Origin of the sequence: Ensifer oleiphilus (assembly GCF_013371465.1) — a bacterium.
In the GTDB taxonomy this organism is placed as follows: Bacteria; Pseudomonadota; Alphaproteobacteria; order Rhizobiales; family Rhizobiaceae; genus Ensifer; species Ensifer oleiphilus.
The window spans coordinates 22,227-37,226 of the sequence record NZ_JABWDU010000015.1; the positions used below are offsets into that span (position 1 = coordinate 22,227).

Here is a 15,000-nt window from a genome sequence, read left to right on the forward strand (position 1 = left end):
GTTGCTTGAAGCCTATGTAAGTGCCTCTTGCGCGATTGCAAATCCCGGTGAGCCACGCAGTTTGCCGTAAATCAGACACCTCCCCGAATCGGTCGAATCTCCGCCGCGGTTCTGGATATTTTCCCTCTCCCCTGATAAGGAGCGGCTCCAGCGCATACAGGAGAGCCTGATGGCAGAAGCCACGTCCAGCCGCACCGGCCAAGTTTCGCGAAAGACCAATGAAACTGCCGTGTCCGTATCCGTCAACATCGATGGAACCGGAGCCTCGAAGATTGCGACGGGTGTCGGCTTCTTCGACCACATGCTGGACCAGCTTTCCCGACATTCGCTGATCGACATGGAAATCAAGACCGACGGCGACCTGCATGTCGACGATCACCACACGGTCGAAGACACCGGCATTGCCATCGGCCAGGCGATCGCCAAAGCGCTTGGCGATCGGCGCGGCATTACCCGCTACGCCTCGCTAGACCTTGCCATGGACGAGACGATGACCCGCGCCGCGGTCGACGTGTCCGGCCGACCATTTCTCGTCTGGAACGTCAACTTCACCTCGCCGAAGATCGGCACCTTTGACACCGAGCTGGTGCGCGAGTTCTTCCAGGCGCTCGCCCAGAACGCCGGCATCACGCTGCATATCCAGAACATCTACGGCGCCAACAACCATCATATCGCCGAGACCTGCTTCAAGTCCGTCGCCCGCGTGCTCCGCACGGCAACCGAAATCGATCCGCGCCAGGCCGGTCGCGTTCCCTCGACCAAGGGTACGCTTGCCTGAGCGGTCATTATCTGGCTGATCACCATGGCCTCTTACATGATCCTGACCCCGCCAGGCGCCCGCGCCGACGACGACCGGGCACGCTTTGTCGCCGACGGCTTCTCCTGGGGCGCCTTTCTGTTTCCGGCGCTCTGGCTTTTTGCCAAGCGGATGTGGCTCTTCGGAATCGCAGTTGCTGTTCTGCAGATCTTGTTAATCTCTCTGTCGGCGACCAATGGCGGACTGCTGGCAGCGCTGCTGCTGCATCTGGCGCTCGCACTGCTGGTCGCGCTGGAAGGCCCCATGCTTATTGTTCGCCGGCTCATCAACCGTGACTGGACGCTGCGCTCCATCGTGCCGGCGCGCGATCTCGAGACGGCCGAGGAAATCTACTTCGCAAACGTGCCCTCGGCCGACCAAGCAGCAGTCGCTAGGCCGGCCGTCGACTGGCCTAGGCAGGCGCCGGCAGGCACCGGCCCGGGTCTTGGGCTTTTTGAATCCTACGGAGAACGCTGATGCGCGTCGCCATTATCGACTACGGATCGGGCAATCTGCGCTCGGCAACGAAAGCGTTTGAACGGGCTGCGCGCGAAGCCGGCATCGATGCCCGGATCGACCTGACCGACAAGCCCGACCGGGTGGCGACCGCCGACCGCATCGTGCTGCCGGGCGTCGGTGCCTATGCCGATTGTCGTCGCGGCCTTGCGGCCGTGGACGGCATGGAGCAGGCGCTGACGGAGGCCGTCGAAAAGGCCGGCCGGCCGTTTCTCGGCATCTGCGTCGGCATGCAGCTGATGTCGTCGCGTGGCCTCGAAAAGACCACGACACATGGCTTCGGCTGGATCCCCGGCGACGTCGTCGAAATGAAGCCGACGGATCCGTCCTTAAAAATCCCGCAGATAGGCTGGAATACGCTGCGGCTCACTCGCGCGCACCCGCTGTTTGACGGCATCCGCACCGGTGACGACGGCCTGCACGCCTATTTCGTGCATTCCTATCATCTGGCAGCGGAAAATGCCGACGATGTCGTCGCCGAGGCCGATTACGGCGGCACTGTCACCGCCTTCGTCGCCAATGGCAACAAGGCCGGCTCGCAATTCCACCCGGAAAAGAGCCAGGCACTCGGCCTCGCCCTCATCTCGAATTTCCTGCGCTGGAAGCCGTAAGCGCCAGCGACCTCTGATCGGATAGTTACATGATACTTTTTCCCGCTATCGACCTGAAAGACGGGCAATGCGTGCGCCTGAAGCTCGGCGACATGGAGCAGGCAACGGTCTACAACCCGGATCCCGGCGCGCAGGCGCGCGCCTTCGAGGAACAGGGTTTCGAGTGGCTGCATGTGGTCGACCTCAACGGCGCCTTTGCCGGTGAGACGGTCAACGGGGCTGCCGTCGACGCGATCCTGAAATCGACCAAGAACCCGGTCCAGCTCGGCGGCGGCATCCGCACGCTTGAGCATATCGAGAACTGGCTGTCGCGCGGGCTTGCCCGCGTCATCCTCGGCACCGTCGCGGTGCGTGATCCCGCACTTGTTATCGAAGCCTGCCGCAAATTTCCGGGCAAGGTCGCCGTCGGCATCGACGCCAAGGGCGGCAAGGTCGCGGTGGAGGGCTGGGCGGAAGCGTCGGAACTCGGCGTGATCGAGCTTGCGAAGAAGTTCGAGGGCGCCGGCGTGTCTGCGATCATCTATACGGACATCGATCGCGACGGCATTCTCACCGGGATCAACTGGGATTCGACGCTGGAGCTTGCCGACGCGGTTTCGATCCCGGTGATCGCTTCGGGCGGTCTCGCCTCGATGGACGATATCCGGCGAATGATCGCCCCTGACGCTGCCAAGCTCGAAGGCGCCATTTCCGGCCGCGCGCTCTATGACGGCCGCATCGACCCGCAGGAAGCCCTGGCGCTGATCCGCGCTACGAGAAAGGCATGAGCCGATGACCCTCAAAGCCCGCGTAATCCCGTGCCTCGACGTCAAGGACGGTCGCGTCGTCAAGGGCGTCAACTTCGTCGACCTGATCGATGCCGGCGATCCGGTGGAAGCGGCCCGCGCCTATGATGCGGCCGGTGCCGACGAGCTCTGCTTCCTCGACATCACCGCGTCTTCGGACAACCGCGAAACCATCTTCGACGTCATCGCCCGCACGGCCGAACAATGCTTCATGCCGCTGACCGTCGGCGGTGGCGTCCGCCAGGTGGCCGATATTCGTAAGCTGCTGCTCGCAGGCGCCGACAAGGTGTCGATCAACACCGCCGCCGTGAAAAACCCTGATTTCGTCGCCGAAGCCGCCGACAAGTTCGGCAACCAGTGCATCGTCGTTGCGATCGATGCCAAGAAGGTCTCGAAGGACGGCGAAGAGAACCGCTGGGAAATCTTCACCCACGGCGGCCGCCAGACCACCGGCATCGACGCGGTCGACTTTGCCCGCCGCGTCGTCGATCTCGGCGCCGGTGAAATCCTGTTGACCTCGATGGATCGTGACGGAACCAAGAGCGGCTACGATATCGACCTGACCCGGGCGGTTGCCGATGCGGTGCGCGCACCCGTCATTGCCTCGGGAGGTGTCGGCACGCTCGATCACATGGTTTCCGGCATCCGCGACGGCCATGCGACGGCGGTTCTGGCCGCATCGATCTTCCACTTCGGAACCTATAGCATTGGCGAAACCAAGCGCTATATGGCCGAACATGGCATCGCCATGCGTCTCGATTGAGTTTTCAGGGTTTCGTTATGAGTGATTTTTCCCTTTCCGACCTCGAGACCATTGTCGCCGAACGCGCCAAGGCGTCGCCGGAGGAATCCTGGACGGCGAAACTGGTCGCACACGGTCAGCAGAAGGCGGCCAAGAAACTGGGCGAGGAAGCGGTCGAAACCGTGATCGCGGCGATCCGCAACGACCGGCAGAATCTCGTCGATGAGAGCGCCGATCTCCTCTATCATCTGATGGTCGTATTGAAAATTGCAGACATTCCGTTGCAGGATGTGCTCGACGAACTTGCACGGCGGACAAGCCAATCCGGTCTGCAGGAAAAGGCTAATCGGCGGGATCCATGACCCTAGCTGCGCAAGATATCGAAATGGCCGATCTCCCGGACAATCTTCAGAAACGGGACTATTCGCCCTATCATTTCTTCTCCGCCGAGGAATGGTCGCGTTTTCGTGCCGACACGCCGATGACGCTGACGGCAGACGAAGTGCAGCGGCTGCGCTCGCTGAACGACCCGGTCGATCTCGGCGAAGTCCGGCAAATCTACCTGTCGCTGTCGCGCCTGCTTTCGACCCATGTGGAATCGTCGCAGATGCTGTTCGAGCAGCGCAAGCGCTTCCTCAGCATGTCCGAGACGAAGACCCCCTTCGTCATCGGCATTGCCGGGTCGGTGGCGGTCGGCAAGTCGACGACAGCGCGTATCCTCGCGCAGCTTCTGTCGCGCTGGCCCTCGAGCCCGAAGGTCGATCTCGTCACCACGGACGGCTTCCTCTATCCGAACGCCGTGCTCCAGCGCGAAAACATGATGGATCGCAAGGGTTTCCCCGAGAGCTACGACGTCGGCGCGCTCCTGCGCTTCCTGTCGGCGATCAAGGCGGGCCAGCCGAACGTCAGGGCGCCGAGCTACTCGCACATGACCTACGACGTGCTGCCGGATCAGTACACGGTCATCGATCGCCCTGATATTCTGATCTTCGAAGGCATCAACGTCCTGCAGTCGCGCAACCTGCCGGCCGACGGCAAGATCGTGCCGATGGTCTCGGATTTCTTCGACTTCTCGATCTACATCGACGCCGAGGAAAGCCTGATCCACAGCTGGTACGTCAACCGCTTCATGCGCCTCAGGGAAACGGCCTTCAAGAACCCGGAATCCTACTTCCATCGCTATGCGACCATCAGCGAGGATGCGGCACGGGCGATTGCCGAGGGGCTCTGGCACAACATCAACCTGAAGAACCTGCACCAGAACATTCTGCCGACGCGGCCACGCGCCGACCTCATTTTGCAGAAGGGGCCAAACCACCTCACCGAGAAGGTGGCGCTGCGCAAACTTTGAGTGCGCCGCAGACCGCTGATGTCACGGATTTAGAACTGCAGGGCCGGGCGCAGTCCCGCAGGCACATCTTTATCGTCGCTCAGGGATTGACCCGGCGCAACGTCAGATTGAGCCGGCCGCCGTTCTTCAGCAGCGTCGACGTGTTGGGATAGATCCGGTCGACGCCGTGAAAGGCGAGACGCCCCTCGCCGCCCAGCACAACGATATCGCCGCTTTCAAGCCTGAAGGACATGGTTTGGCCACCACGCTCCTTGCCGCCGACGCGAAACAAGCAGCTATCGCCAAGCGAAATCGAAACGACTGCGGTTTGCAGGTCGCGCTCGTCCCTGTCCTGGTGCAGACCCATGCGCGCCTCTTCGGAATAGAAGTTCACCAGGCAGGCTTCCGGCTGCTTTTCGCTGGCCGAAACCGCATCCCAGATTTCGAGGAGAACGTCGGGCATCGACGGCCAAGGCCTTCCCGTTCCGGGGTGCTGCGACTGGTAGCGATAGCCTTTCTCGCGGTCTGTCACCCAGCCGAGCGGTCCGCAATTGGTCATGAGCACCGACATCGGCTTACCGGTCTTCGGCATCTGTGGAACGAACAACGGCGCTTCGGCGACCACGCTGCGGATCGCCTCGACGATCTCTTCCTGACGGGCGCGATCTAAAAAGCCGGGAATGTGCTTTATGCCCTTGGGGAGAACCAGCATGCGGTTGCCCTCATTCCCCGAGCCCGAGCAGTCTTGCCGGGACGCCGTAACGTTCGGCCCAGCCGGCATAGGCGACATCCGTCGGGCCGACGACGTGATCAACCAGATTCCATCGGCCGCCCTGGAAGCTGACGAGTGCGAACACCGTCGAACCATCCATCATATCGGCATCATCGCGAAAGCCGGTCTGTGAGAGATCGATGACGCCGCCGCCCGGACGCTGCGGCTCGACCTGCACGAAGGCCCAGTTCGGCGTCGCCCGCATCGTGGTGACAACGAATTCGACCGAACCGCGCATCTCCGCCTCGACGGCAGGCCGCAAGGCGTCGAGGATTGCTGCACGCTCCGAACTGCCCTTTGCCGGCTCGCGCAGCGTTTGCGCGAAACCAGCCGTGGCAAGTCCAAGACCTGCCACAGTCAGAGCGACGCCAAAAAGTGATCGCATCGACAAGGCTGTCACGCGGCGTCCAGATCCGGAATGCGCAGAACTTGACCGGGATAGATCTTGTCGGGATGGCTCAGCATCGGTTTGTTGGCCTCGAAGATCACCGTGTGCTTGGCGCCCTTACCCTTGCCGTACTGAGCCTCGGCGATCTTCCAGAGGTTGTCGCCTTTCTTGACGGTATAGAACACGGGCGCCTTGGCCGGCGCCGGCGTCGCGCCGGCATCCGCGACCTTCAGTTCCGACGCTTCGACCGCGGATACGCCGAGCGTGTTGCCGACGGCGACGACCGCCTTCTCGAAGGCCGTCTGGTCCTTGACGACACCCTTCAGCACCACCTTGTCATTGACGACTTCGACCTGGACGTCCTTGGTGCCCAGGTCGTGCGAAGCGAGTTCCTTCTGGACGCTTTCGGTATCCGGCGCATCGTCGTCACCGCCGATGCCCAACTTCTTGCCAGCGTTCTTGATAAAACTGAAAAGGCCCATGGATCCCTCCTTCTGCAAAAGTCGCTTGGGATAAGAGAGGGCGCATGGCGGCAAAAGACAAGAGACGGTTGAAAAGATTTCGCAACCGCAGATCAGTCGCCGCTCGGTCGTCCGCGCAGCTTCTTGGTCTCTCCGCGGCCGGTTTTTTCCTTCAGACGGCGCTCGATCGAACCGCGCGTCGGCTTGGTCTTCCTGCGCGGCGGTGGTGGCGGCTCGGCGGCCTTCAGGATCATCTCCTTCAGCCTTTCGCGCGCGTCCTCGCGGTTGCGCTCCTGGCTGCGGAAACGACTGGCCTCGATCATCAGCACGCCGTCCTTCGAGGCGCGGCGACCGGCAAGCTTCAAGGTATTGGCCTTGATGCGATCGTTGAGCGCGGGCGACGCCTGGACGTTGAAGAACAGCTGGACGGCCGTCGAGACCTTGTTGACGTTCTGCCCGCCGGGTCCGCCGGCCAGCACGAATTGCTCCGTCAATTCCCAGCCGGCAATGACGATATTGTCGTTTATGTAAAGCGGGTCGCTAGCCATGATTCACCTCGCCCCGATCTATGGCACAGAGCGAACCTCTTGAAAACATTGCAGCGCCGCGCGTCAGATGTGACGCGCAAAGGACGCTGTAACGCTTCAAAATTGCTGCATAATTTTCTCCTAAAATCGACTTCGAATTAAGGAATTGTGCAGTCGCCACGAAAACGAAAAACCCGGCCATGGAAGACCGGGTTTCACGTGAATCATAGCCGGCGATGTTTATTCGGCGGCGATCTTCGCGCCAGGAGCAGCATCGCGAACGCTGCCATCGACATGGTCTTCGAACTTGGCGAAGTTGGCGATGAACATATCGACGAGGCGGCGGGCCTGTGCGTCATAGGCGTTGCCGTCAGCCCAGGTCGAGCGCGGATCGAGAATACCGTCGTCGACGCCCGGCACCGAAACCGGCACGGCAAAACCGAAGTTGGCGTCGGTGCGAAGCTCAGCGGCGTTCAGCGAACCGTCAAGGGCTGCCGCGAGCAGAGCGCGGGTCACCTTGATCGGCATGCGGCTGCCGGTTCCATAGGCACCGCCGGTCCAGCCGGTGCTGACCAACCAGCAGGTGACGCCGTTCTTGGCGATCAGATCCTTCAAGAGGTTGCCGTATTCCGACGGGTGACGCGGCATGAACGGCGCGCCGAAGCAGGTCGAGAACGTCGCTTCCGGCTCAGTGACGCCCTTTTCGGTGCCGGCAACCTTGGCGGTGTAGCCGGACAGGAAGTGATACATCGCCTGTTCCGGCGTCAGCTTGGCGATCGGCGGCATCACGCCGAAGGCATCGGCCGTCAACATGATGATCGTGCGCGGCTGCGGCGCGGTGCCGGTTTCGCTGGCGTTCGGGATGAAATCCAGCGGATAGGCGCAGCGGGTGTTTTCTGTCAGCGAGCCATCGTTGAAATCGGGAACCCGGTCCTCGTCGAGAACGACGTTTTCCATGACGGTGCCGAAGCGGCGGGTCGTCGCGAAGATTTCCGGTTCGGCCGCTTGCGAAAGGCGGATAGCCTTGGCGTAGCACCCGCCTTCGAAGTTGAAGACGCCCTCATCTCCCCAGCCATGCTCGTCGTCACCGATCAGCGTGCGGGTCGGATCTGCCGACAGCGTGGTCTTGCCGGTGCCCGAAAGGCCGAAGAAGATGGCAGTATTGCCTTCGGGTCCGACATTGGCCGAGCAGTGCATCGGCATAACGCCCTTCTTCGGAAGCAAGTAGTTCAGAACGGTGAACACCGACTTCTTCATCTCGCCGGCATAGGACGTACCGCCGATGAGAATGAGGCCGTTGGTCAGATCGCAGGCGATCACCGTTTCCGAACGGCAGCCGTGGCGTTCAGGGTCGGCCTTGAAGCTCGGCAGATCGATGATCGTCAGCTTCGGCAGGAAGGAGGCCAGAGCCTCCCGCTTCGGGCGGATCAGGAGATTGCGGATGAACAGCGAATGCCAGGCATACTCGGTGACGACGCGGGTCGGCAGAGCGTTGTCCTTGTCGGCGCCGCCGACCAGGTCCTGTACATAGAGCGACATGCCCTTGGCATGATCAAGCATATCCTGGCGCAGCACGGCAAAATGCTCGGGCGACAGCGGCTTGTTGTTGTCCCACCAGATCTGATCGTCGGTCGACGCATCGCGAACGACGAACTTGTCCTTCGGCGAGCGGCCGGTGTGCTGGCCGGTGCGCGCAACGATCGCGCCGTGCGCCGTCAGCTGAGCCTCGCCGCGGCGGATGGCTTCTTCATAAAGCTCTGCGGCTTCAAAGTTGAACCGAACCACTTCCAGGTCGGTAAAGCCGAGTTTTTCCAAGCCGTTCGCTGCATTGCGAGTGCCGAGTTGCTCCATGGTCAAGCTTCCTTCGTGTTTGGCCATTGGCGTTGAATTTGGCCGGAACATACTTGCATGCTCGCTCAAAAACAAGGCGAGGTCAAAAAAAGAATAATGATTTCAGTATATTAATCGATTTAAAGAAAATTATCGTTTTTTTAATCGGTTGAAACCGAGTTCCCTGCACCATATCTGCCTCTCAGCGACGGACTGTACGCTTGAGGGCTTTTTGGGCTTCGCCACAATTTGTTCCACCTTTATACTCAAGTAACGCACCCGTGACTCGCGGTTGCCGTGGATTCGAAGACGAAACCGGCGATCGGCCTCAAATGACGGAGTTGAACACGATGCAGACCATCGCGCTTGTCGATGATGACCGGAATATCCTGACGTCCGTATCCATCGCGCTTGAAGCTGAAGGCTACAAGGTCGAGACCTATACCGACGGTGCCTCCGCGCTCGAAGGCCTGTTGGCCCGGCCGCCGCAGCTTGCGATCTTCGACATCAAGATGCCGCGCATGGACGGCATGGAGCTGTTGCGTCGCCTGCGCCAGAAGTCGGACCTGCCGGTGATCTTCCTGACGTCGAAGGACGAGGAAATCGACGAGCTCTTCGGCCTGAAGATGGGCGCCGACGATTTCATCACCAAGCCGTTCTCCCAGCGGTTGCTGGTCGAGCGCGTCAAGGCGATCCTGCGTCGGGCCGCAAACCGCGAAGCCGCTGCAGCCGGCGGCACCACCGGCGCCCCGAAGACCTCCGACACACCAACGCGCTCGCTCGAGCGCGGGCAGTTGGCCATGGATCAGGAGCGCCACACCTGCACCTGGAAGAACGAGCCCGTGACCCTGACGGTCACCGAGTTCCTTATTCTTCATTCGCTTGCCCAGCGTCCGGGCGTGGTCAAGAGCCGCGATGCCCTGATGGATGCTGCCTATGACGAGCAGGTCTATGTCGACGATCGCACCATCGACAGCCACATCAAGCGGCTGCGCAAGAAGTTCAAGATGGTCGACAACGACTTCGACATGATCGAGACGCTCTACGGCGTCGGCTACCGCTTCCGCGAAATGGCCTGAGGCCACACGGGGTCTCGGCACTTGCCATCGCGTCGTTTGTGGAGCATTCAGAACCGACGCGATGGCGGGCAAGCTTCGGCCCGCCCGTTGGCTTGGCCGGTGGCATTGGATCCACGAGACCGAAGACCAGAAAAAAGAACATCGGCGGACCTGAGAAACCCGGCATACGGGTAATGCGTGTCCGCAATCGGAAGATACGGCGGGGATGATCCGCTGCGGGAGCGGAAAGACTTGGTGGAAGTCTTGCAAGGCGATATCGACGAACTTGACGGAAGGTCATCGGCCCACAACGGCCGGCGCTGGGCCTATTCCTTCACGCTGATTCGCCGCCTGTTCGGCAACGCGGTCTTTTCGAGCCTGACGCGCCGGATCGTCTTCTTCAACCTCGTCGCGCTCGTGGTCCTGGTCGGCGGGATCATGTATCTCAACCAGTTCCGCGAAGGCCTGATCGACGCACGCGTCGAAAGCCTGCTGACCCAAGGCGAAATCATCGCCGGCGCCATTTCGGCATCCGCCTCCGTCGACACCAACTCGATCACCATCGATCCCGAAAAACTGCTGGAGCTGCAGGCTGGCCAGAGCATCACGCCGCTGCCGAGCGACGAAGACCTGGATTTTCCGATCATCCAGGAGCGGGTTGCTCCAGTCCTCAGACGCTTGATCTCGCCGACCCGCACCCGCGCGCGCCTGTTCGACGCCGATGCGGACCTGCTGCTCGATTCACGCCACCTCTATAGCGGCGGCCAGGTGCTGCGCTTCGACCTGCCGCCCGTCGACCCGGAAGCGACCGGCATCGAGGAAAAGTTCGGGAGTTGGATCAATCGTTTGCTGCAGTCGGGCGACCTGCCGCTCTACAAGGAGCCGCCGGGCGGCAACGGTTCGATCTATCCTGAAGTGATGAACGCGCTGACCGGCGTGCGCGGCGCCGTGCGCCGCGTGACCGAAAAAGGCGAACTGATCGTCTCGGTCGCCGTGCCGGTGCAGCGCTCGCGCGCCGTGCTCGGCGTGCTGCTGCTTTCCACCCAGGCGGGCGACATCGACAAGATCGTGCATGCCGAGCGCCTCGCCATCATTCGCGTGTTCGGCGTCGCCGCCCTGGTCAACGTCATTCTGTCGCTGCTTTTGTCGTCGACGATCGCCAATCCGCTGCGGCGCCTCTCGGCCGCCGCCATCCGGGTGCGTCGCGGTGGCGCCAAGGAACGCGAAGAGATCCCCGATTTCTCGTCGCGCCAGGACGAAATCGGCAACCTGTCGGTGGCGCTGCGCGAGATGACGACAGCACTCTACGACCGGATCGCGGCGATCGAGAATTTTGCGGCCGACGTCAGCCATGAACTGAAAAACCCGCTGACCTCGCTGCGCAGCGCGGTCGAAACACTGCCGCTTGCCCGCACCGACGAATCGAAGAAGCGGCTGATGGACGTCATCCAGCACGATGTCCGCCGCCTCGACCGCCTTATCAGCGATATCTCCGACGCCTCGCGGCTCGACGCGGAACTTGCGCGTAGCGACGCCAAGGTGGTCGACCTCGAAAGGCTGCTCGGCGACCTCGTCGAGATCTCCCGCCAGATCCGCAGCAAGAAGAAGCCGGTTCTGCTCGATTTCGTCGTCGACCGCAAGGACAGCCCCAAGGCGCGCTTCGCCATCAACGGCTACGAACTGCGCATCGGCCAGATCATCACCAACCTGATCGAAAACGCCCGTTCCTTTGTGCCCGAGCAGGGCGGTCGCATCGTCGTGCGCCTCACCCGCTCCCGGTCGCGCTGCCTCGTCTATGTCGAGGACAATGGCCCCGGCATCCAGGCGGAAGACATCGACCGGATCTTCGAGCGCTTCTATACGGACAGACCGGAGGGCGAAGATTTCGGCCAGAACTCCGGCCTCGGCCTGTCGATCTCCCGTCAGATCGCCGAAGCGCATGGCGGCACGCTGAAGGCCGAAAACGTCATGGGTCCGGATGGACAGATCGTCGGTGCCCGCTTCGTTCTTTCCCTGCCCGCCGAGCCGCACGCGTGACGCCGCCGCGGCACAATGTTCACGGTACGGCGATCGTCCTCGGCACGGCCGGCTTCCTGGTAACCGGACCTTCCGGCATCGGCAAATCGAGACTGGCGCTCGCCTGCATTTCGGCAGCCCGTCAGATGGGGCACTTTGCGGCACTGGTCGCCGACGACCGTGTCGATCTGTCGATCGAACAGGACCAGATCATCGCCCGGTGCCCAGCGTCGATCGAAGGTCTGATCGAGATCCGCGGCGCCGGCATCGCCAGGCTCGAAACGGTGCCTGCCGCGGTGATGGATTGGGCGATCCTGCCGGTGAGCGCGCCATTCGATCCGCGCATGCCGCCCGAAAACGAGGAACTACCCCTACCCCTCGGTCGCAGCCTGCCGATTGTTCGCGTTCCCATTGAAAATGGCGTGCACATGCTTGCTGCTCTGCGTGCGTTGCTACCCGAAAAATTAGGATTTTAGCTATAGTTGCAGGCAACGGGGCTGGTTTTTCGGCATTTTTGGCTTGCACTTCGCCTTTTCCTTGCCAAGATGGCCGCCCCAACAGGTGGACGAAATTGCTGCATTGCGATATCTGACCATCAGTGAATTGCGCGTGCAGTCGGAGAAAAGATACCCATGATCGGACTTGTGCTTGTCACCCATGGCAAGCTGGCTGAGGAATTCCGACATGCGCTCGAGCATGTTGTCGGTCCGCAAAAAGCTATCGAGACCGTTTGCATCGGCCCCGAGGACGACATGGATCAGCGTCGGCAGGATATCCTCGACGCCGTGACCAACGTCGACGAGGGCAACGGCGTGATCATTCTCACCGACATGTTCGGTGGCACGCCGTCCAATCTCGCCATCTCGGTGATGCGCAGCGGCACTGTCGAAGTCATCGCCGGCGTCAACCTGCCGATGCTGATCAAGCTCGCCGGCGTGCGTGGCGAAAGCGATATGGACAAGGCGCTCGCGGAAGCCTCCGAAGCGGGACGCAAGTACATCAACGTCGCCAGCCGTGTCCTGAGCGGAAAATGATGGACCACCGCCCCGATATGTCACTGACGCGCGAACTTGTCATCGTCAACAAACGCGGCCTGCATGCGCGCGCTTCAGCCAAGTTCGTGCAGACGGTCGAGGCCTATGATGCCGAAATCACGGTATCGAAGGACGGAAGCACGGTCGGGGGCACCTCGATCATGGGCCTGATGATGCTGGCCGCCAGCACCGGCTCCAGCGTCTGCGTCACCGCCAGCGGCGCACAGGCCGAAGAGGCCCTCAATGCGCTCGACGCATTGGTCCGCGACAAGTTCGGTGAAGAAATGTAACCGACAATATAAAGATATAAAGACTTCTTTATATCGAGGTTGCTCTGCCCCGGAATTCCTGATAGATCGGACGCACTCTCACCGCGATGGTATGCGCGGGAGGCATAGTCGCGCCGCCGGATGGCCAGAGGGCCAGAGCGGCTTGAAGAGATCAGCCTGGAGAATTCCATGACCACCACTCAGGATTACATCGTCGCCGACATCGGTCTTGCCGATTTCGGACGCAAGGAAATTACGATCGCCGAAACGGAAATGCCGGGCCTGATGGCCTGCCGCGAAGAGTTTGGCGCATCCAAGCCTCTGAAGGGCGCCCGGATCACCGGATCGCTGCACATGACCATCCAGACCGCCGTGCTGATCGAGACGCTCGCCGCTCTCGGCGCCGACATCCGTTGGGCTTCGTGCAACATCTTCTCGACCCAGGATCACGCAGCCGCAGCGATCGCTGCCAGCGGTATCCCGGTGTTCGCCGTCAAGGGCGAAACGCTTGAGGAATACTGGACCTACACCGACAAGATCTTCCAGTGGGCTGACGGCGGCGTCTCCAACATGATCCTGGACGATGGCGGCGACGCCACCATGTACATCCTGCTCGGCGCTCGCGCCGAAGCTGGCGAAGACGTTCTCTCCAATCCGGGTTCGGAAGAAGAAGAGATCCTGATCGCGCAGATCAAGAAGCGCCTTGCCGCTTCGCCGGGCTGGTTCACCAAGCAGCGCGACGCCATCAAGGGCGTGACTGAGGAAACGACGACCGGCGTCAACCGCCTGTACCAGCTCCAGGCCAAGGGCCTGCTGCCGTTCCCGGCGATCAACGTCAACGACAGCGTCACCAAGTCGAAGTTCGACAACAAGTACGGCTGCAAGGAATCGCTGGTCGACGGCATCCGTCGCGGCACCGACGTGATGATGGCCGGCAAGGTTGCCGTCGTCTGCGGTTACGGCGACGTCGGCAAGGGCTCGGCAGCCTCGCTCTCGGGCGCCGGCGCACGCGTCAAGGTGACCGAAGTCGATCCGATCTGCGCGCTTCAGGCCGCCATGGACGGTTTCGAAGTCGTTCAGCTCGAAGACGTTGTTTCGTCTGCCGACATCTTCATCACCACGACCGGCAACAAGGACGTCATCCGCATGGACCACATGCGCGAGATGAAGGACATGGCGATCGTCGGCAACATCGGCCACTTCGACAACGAAATTCAGGTCTCCGCGCTGCGTAACCTGAAGTGGACGAACATCAAGCCGCAGGTCGACATGATCGAGTTCCCGAAGGGCAACCGCATGATCCTTCTGTCGGAAGGCCGCCTGCTCAACCTCGGCAACGCCACCGGTCACCCGTCCTTCGTGATGTCGGCATCGTTCACCAACCAGACGCTGGCCCAGATCGAACTCTTCACCAAGGGTGAGAACTACAAGAACGAAGTCTACGTTCTGCCGAAGGCGCTCGACGAGAAGGTCGCCCGCCTGCACCTGAACAAGCTCGGCGCGAAGCTCTCCGAGCTGTCGAAGGAACAGGCCGACTATATCGGCGTCGGCCAGCAGGGTCCGTTCAAGGCTGAACACTACCGGTACTAATCTTTACCCGGGCAATCCACAACATGTTGTGGCCGCGTTCTTGACAAGAGAACGCGGCCTCTTTTTTGGGCGGCTCCCTTCCCGACGATTCGTCAACGAAGTATGCTCTAACCCATTGATTCGTGATGCCGGTGCGGACCTTCGGGCATTGCGAGTGGGATGTCTTGTCGGCAAGCGGCAAACAGACGGAGACAGACCGGGGATGCAATCAGATCTGACGCGAACCCTCCAGGGTATCGCCGGAACTGCGCATGGCACAACAGGGCCGGCAGCAC

General features: G+C 61.4%; 18 protein-coding genes. 13 read left to right on the top strand and 5 right to left on the bottom strand.

The genetic code is table 11. The features are described 5' to 3' along the window. Window positions 1-169 precede the first annotated feature (169 nt). Genes hisB through coaA form a run of 7 tightly spaced genes read left to right on the top strand, consistent with a single transcriptional unit; the run spans window position 170 to window position 4,801 of the window. Window positions 170-778, top strand: coding sequence for an imidazoleglycerol-phosphate dehydratase HisB (gene hisB / locus HT585_RS30680; RefSeq protein ID WP_176356559.1), 609 nt, complete (start codon window positions 170-172; stop codon window positions 776-778). A gap of 24 nt (window positions 779-802) precedes the next feature. Continuing rightward, window positions 803-1,273, top strand: coding sequence for a DUF2628 domain-containing protein (locus tag HT585_RS30685; RefSeq protein WP_176356560.1), 471 nt, complete (start codon window positions 803-805; stop codon window positions 1,271-1,273). Next, the gene (gene hisH / locus HT585_RS30690; protein WP_176356561.1) at window positions 1,273-1,923 is read left to right on the top strand and encodes an imidazole glycerol phosphate synthase subunit HisH; all 651 of its coding nucleotides are present in this window, start codon (window positions 1,273-1,275) and stop codon (window positions 1,921-1,923) included. Before HT585_RS30685 ends, hisH begins: the two co-directional genes overlap by 1 nt. A gap of 29 nt (window positions 1,924-1,952) precedes the next feature. Then, complete coding sequence (gene hisA / locus HT585_RS30695; RefSeq protein WP_176356562.1) at window positions 1,953-2,690, top strand: 1-(5-phosphoribosyl)-5-[(5-phosphoribosylamino)methylideneamino]imidazole-4-carboxamide isomerase; 738 nt, start codon at window positions 1,953-1,955, stop codon at window positions 2,688-2,690. A 4-nt stretch (window positions 2,691-2,694) separates the two neighbouring features. Beyond that, a complete protein-coding gene (gene hisF, locus HT585_RS30700) occupies window positions 2,695-3,471 on the top strand; it encodes an imidazole glycerol phosphate synthase subunit HisF (RefSeq protein WP_176356563.1) in 777 nt (258 codons plus the stop codon). Between the two features lie 17 nt (window positions 3,472-3,488). Continuing rightward, the gene (locus HT585_RS30705) at window positions 3,489-3,812 is read left to right on the top strand and encodes a phosphoribosyl-ATP diphosphatase (protein WP_176356564.1); all 324 of its coding nucleotides are present in this window, start codon (window positions 3,489-3,491) and stop codon (window positions 3,810-3,812) included. After that, the gene (gene coaA / locus HT585_RS30710) at window positions 3,809-4,801 is read left to right on the top strand and encodes a type I pantothenate kinase (protein ID WP_176356565.1); all 993 of its coding nucleotides are present in this window, start codon (window positions 3,809-3,811) and stop codon (window positions 4,799-4,801) included. Before HT585_RS30705 ends, coaA begins: the two co-directional genes overlap by 4 nt. A 79-nt stretch (window positions 4,802-4,880) precedes the next feature. Here coaA and HT585_RS30715 read toward each other — a convergent pair whose 3' ends face one another. The 5 genes from HT585_RS30715 to HT585_RS30735 all read right to left on the bottom strand — a co-directional run bounded on the left by HT585_RS30715 (window position 4,881) and on the right by HT585_RS30735 (window position 8,779). Next, window positions 4,881-5,492, bottom strand: a complete 612-nt coding sequence (locus tag HT585_RS30715) for an alpha-ketoglutarate-dependent dioxygenase AlkB (RefSeq protein WP_176356566.1) — start codon at window positions 5,490-5,492, stop codon at window positions 4,881-4,883. 10 nt (window positions 5,493-5,502) lie between these two features. Further along, window positions 5,503-5,937 carry a hypothetical protein gene (locus HT585_RS30720; RefSeq protein WP_246708018.1) on the bottom strand — a complete coding sequence of 145 codons (435 nt, stop codon included), beginning with the start codon at window positions 5,935-5,937 and terminating at the stop codon, window positions 5,503-5,505. 11 nt (window positions 5,938-5,948) lie between these two features. Continuing rightward, a complete protein-coding gene (gene lysM, locus HT585_RS30725) occupies window positions 5,949-6,422 on the bottom strand; it encodes a peptidoglycan-binding protein LysM (protein WP_176356567.1) in 474 nt (157 codons plus the stop codon). A 92-nt stretch (window positions 6,423-6,514) separates the two neighbouring features. Continuing rightward, on the bottom strand, window positions 6,515-6,949 hold the full coding sequence (gene arfB / locus HT585_RS30730; RefSeq protein ID WP_176356568.1) for an alternative ribosome rescue aminoacyl-tRNA hydrolase ArfB: 435 nt from the start codon (window positions 6,947-6,949) through the stop codon (window positions 6,515-6,517). 219 nt (window positions 6,950-7,168) lie between these two features. Then, the gene (locus HT585_RS30735; RefSeq protein WP_176356569.1) at window positions 7,169-8,779 is read right to left on the bottom strand and encodes a phosphoenolpyruvate carboxykinase; all 1,611 of its coding nucleotides are present in this window, start codon (window positions 8,777-8,779) and stop codon (window positions 7,169-7,171) included. A gap of 329 nt (window positions 8,780-9,108) precedes the next feature. Between HT585_RS30735 and chvI the strand changes: the two genes are divergently transcribed. The 6 genes from chvI (at window position 9,109) to ahcY (ending at window position 14,725) form a co-directional block, all read left to right on the top strand. Further along, a complete protein-coding gene (gene chvI / locus HT585_RS30740) occupies window positions 9,109-9,837 on the top strand; it encodes a two-component system response regulator ChvI (protein ID WP_115421109.1) in 729 nt (242 codons plus the stop codon). Window positions 9,838-10,071: 234 nt separating this feature from the next. Continuing rightward, complete coding sequence (locus HT585_RS30745; RefSeq protein WP_343214118.1) at window positions 10,072-11,853, top strand: stimulus-sensing domain-containing protein; 1,782 nt, start codon at window positions 10,072-10,074, stop codon at window positions 11,851-11,853. Next, window positions 11,850-12,308, top strand: coding sequence for an HPr kinase/phosphorylase (locus tag HT585_RS30750; protein WP_176356571.1), 459 nt, complete (start codon window positions 11,850-11,852; stop codon window positions 12,306-12,308). The genes HT585_RS30745 and HT585_RS30750 overlap by 4 nt, the downstream gene beginning before the upstream one ends. A 156-nt stretch (window positions 12,309-12,464) precedes the next feature. Beyond that, complete coding sequence (locus HT585_RS30755; RefSeq protein WP_176356572.1) at window positions 12,465-12,866, top strand: PTS sugar transporter subunit IIA; 402 nt, start codon at window positions 12,465-12,467, stop codon at window positions 12,864-12,866. Then, on the top strand, window positions 12,863-13,156 hold the full coding sequence (locus HT585_RS30760; RefSeq protein ID WP_176356573.1) for an HPr family phosphocarrier protein: 294 nt from the start codon (window positions 12,863-12,865) through the stop codon (window positions 13,154-13,156). Before HT585_RS30755 ends, HT585_RS30760 begins: the two co-directional genes overlap by 4 nt. Before the next feature lie 168 nt (window positions 13,157-13,324). Then, complete coding sequence (ahcY, locus tag HT585_RS30765) at window positions 13,325-14,725, top strand: adenosylhomocysteinase (protein ID WP_176356574.1); 1,401 nt, start codon at window positions 13,325-13,327, stop codon at window positions 14,723-14,725. The last annotated feature ends 275 nt before the right edge of the window (window positions 14,726-15,000 follow it).

What these genes read in the sequence shown, in the direction of transcription:
- hisB (WP_176356559.1), top strand. Translation starts at nt 170, where the DNA reads ATGGCAGAAGCCACGTCCAGCCGCACCGGCCAAGTTTCGCGAAAGACC.
- HT585_RS30685 (WP_176356560.1), top strand. Translation starts at nt 803, where the DNA reads ATGGCCTCTTACATGATCCTGACCCCGCCAGGCGCCCGCGCCGACGAC.
- hisH (WP_176356561.1), top strand. Translation starts at nt 1,273, where the DNA reads ATGCGCGTCGCCATTATCGACTACGGATCGGGCAATCTGCGCTCGGCA.
- hisA (WP_176356562.1), top strand. Translation starts at nt 1,953, where the DNA reads ATGATACTTTTTCCCGCTATCGACCTGAAAGACGGGCAATGCGTGCGC.
- hisF (WP_176356563.1), top strand. Translation starts at nt 2,695, where the DNA reads ATGACCCTCAAAGCCCGCGTAATCCCGTGCCTCGACGTCAAGGACGGT.
- HT585_RS30705 (WP_176356564.1), top strand. Translation starts at nt 3,489, where the DNA reads ATGAGTGATTTTTCCCTTTCCGACCTCGAGACCATTGTCGCCGAACGC.
- coaA (WP_176356565.1), top strand. Translation starts at nt 3,809, where the DNA reads ATGACCCTAGCTGCGCAAGATATCGAAATGGCCGATCTCCCGGACAAT.
- HT585_RS30715 (WP_176356566.1), bottom strand. Translation starts at nt 5,492, where the DNA reads ATGCTGGTTCTCCCCAAGGGCATAAAGCACATTCCCGGCTTTTTAGAT.
- HT585_RS30720 (WP_246708018.1), bottom strand. Translation starts at nt 5,937, where the DNA reads ATGCGATCACTTTTTGGCGTCGCTCTGACTGTGGCAGGTCTTGGACTT.
- lysM (WP_176356567.1), bottom strand. Translation starts at nt 6,422, where the DNA reads ATGGGCCTTTTCAGTTTTATCAAGAACGCTGGCAAGAAGTTGGGCATC.
- arfB (WP_176356568.1), bottom strand. Translation starts at nt 6,949, where the DNA reads ATGGCTAGCGACCCGCTTTACATAAACGACAATATCGTCATTGCCGGC.
- HT585_RS30735 (WP_176356569.1), bottom strand. Translation starts at nt 8,779, where the DNA reads ATGGAGCAACTCGGCACTCGCAATGCAGCGAACGGCTTGGAAAAACTC.
- chvI (WP_115421109.1), top strand. Translation starts at nt 9,109, where the DNA reads ATGCAGACCATCGCGCTTGTCGATGATGACCGGAATATCCTGACGTCC.
- HT585_RS30755 (WP_176356572.1), top strand. Translation starts at nt 12,465, where the DNA reads ATGATCGGACTTGTGCTTGTCACCCATGGCAAGCTGGCTGAGGAATTC.
- HT585_RS30760 (WP_176356573.1), top strand. Translation starts at nt 12,863, where the DNA reads ATGATGGACCACCGCCCCGATATGTCACTGACGCGCGAACTTGTCATC.
- ahcY (WP_176356574.1), top strand. Translation starts at nt 13,325, where the DNA reads ATGACCACCACTCAGGATTACATCGTCGCCGACATCGGTCTTGCCGAT.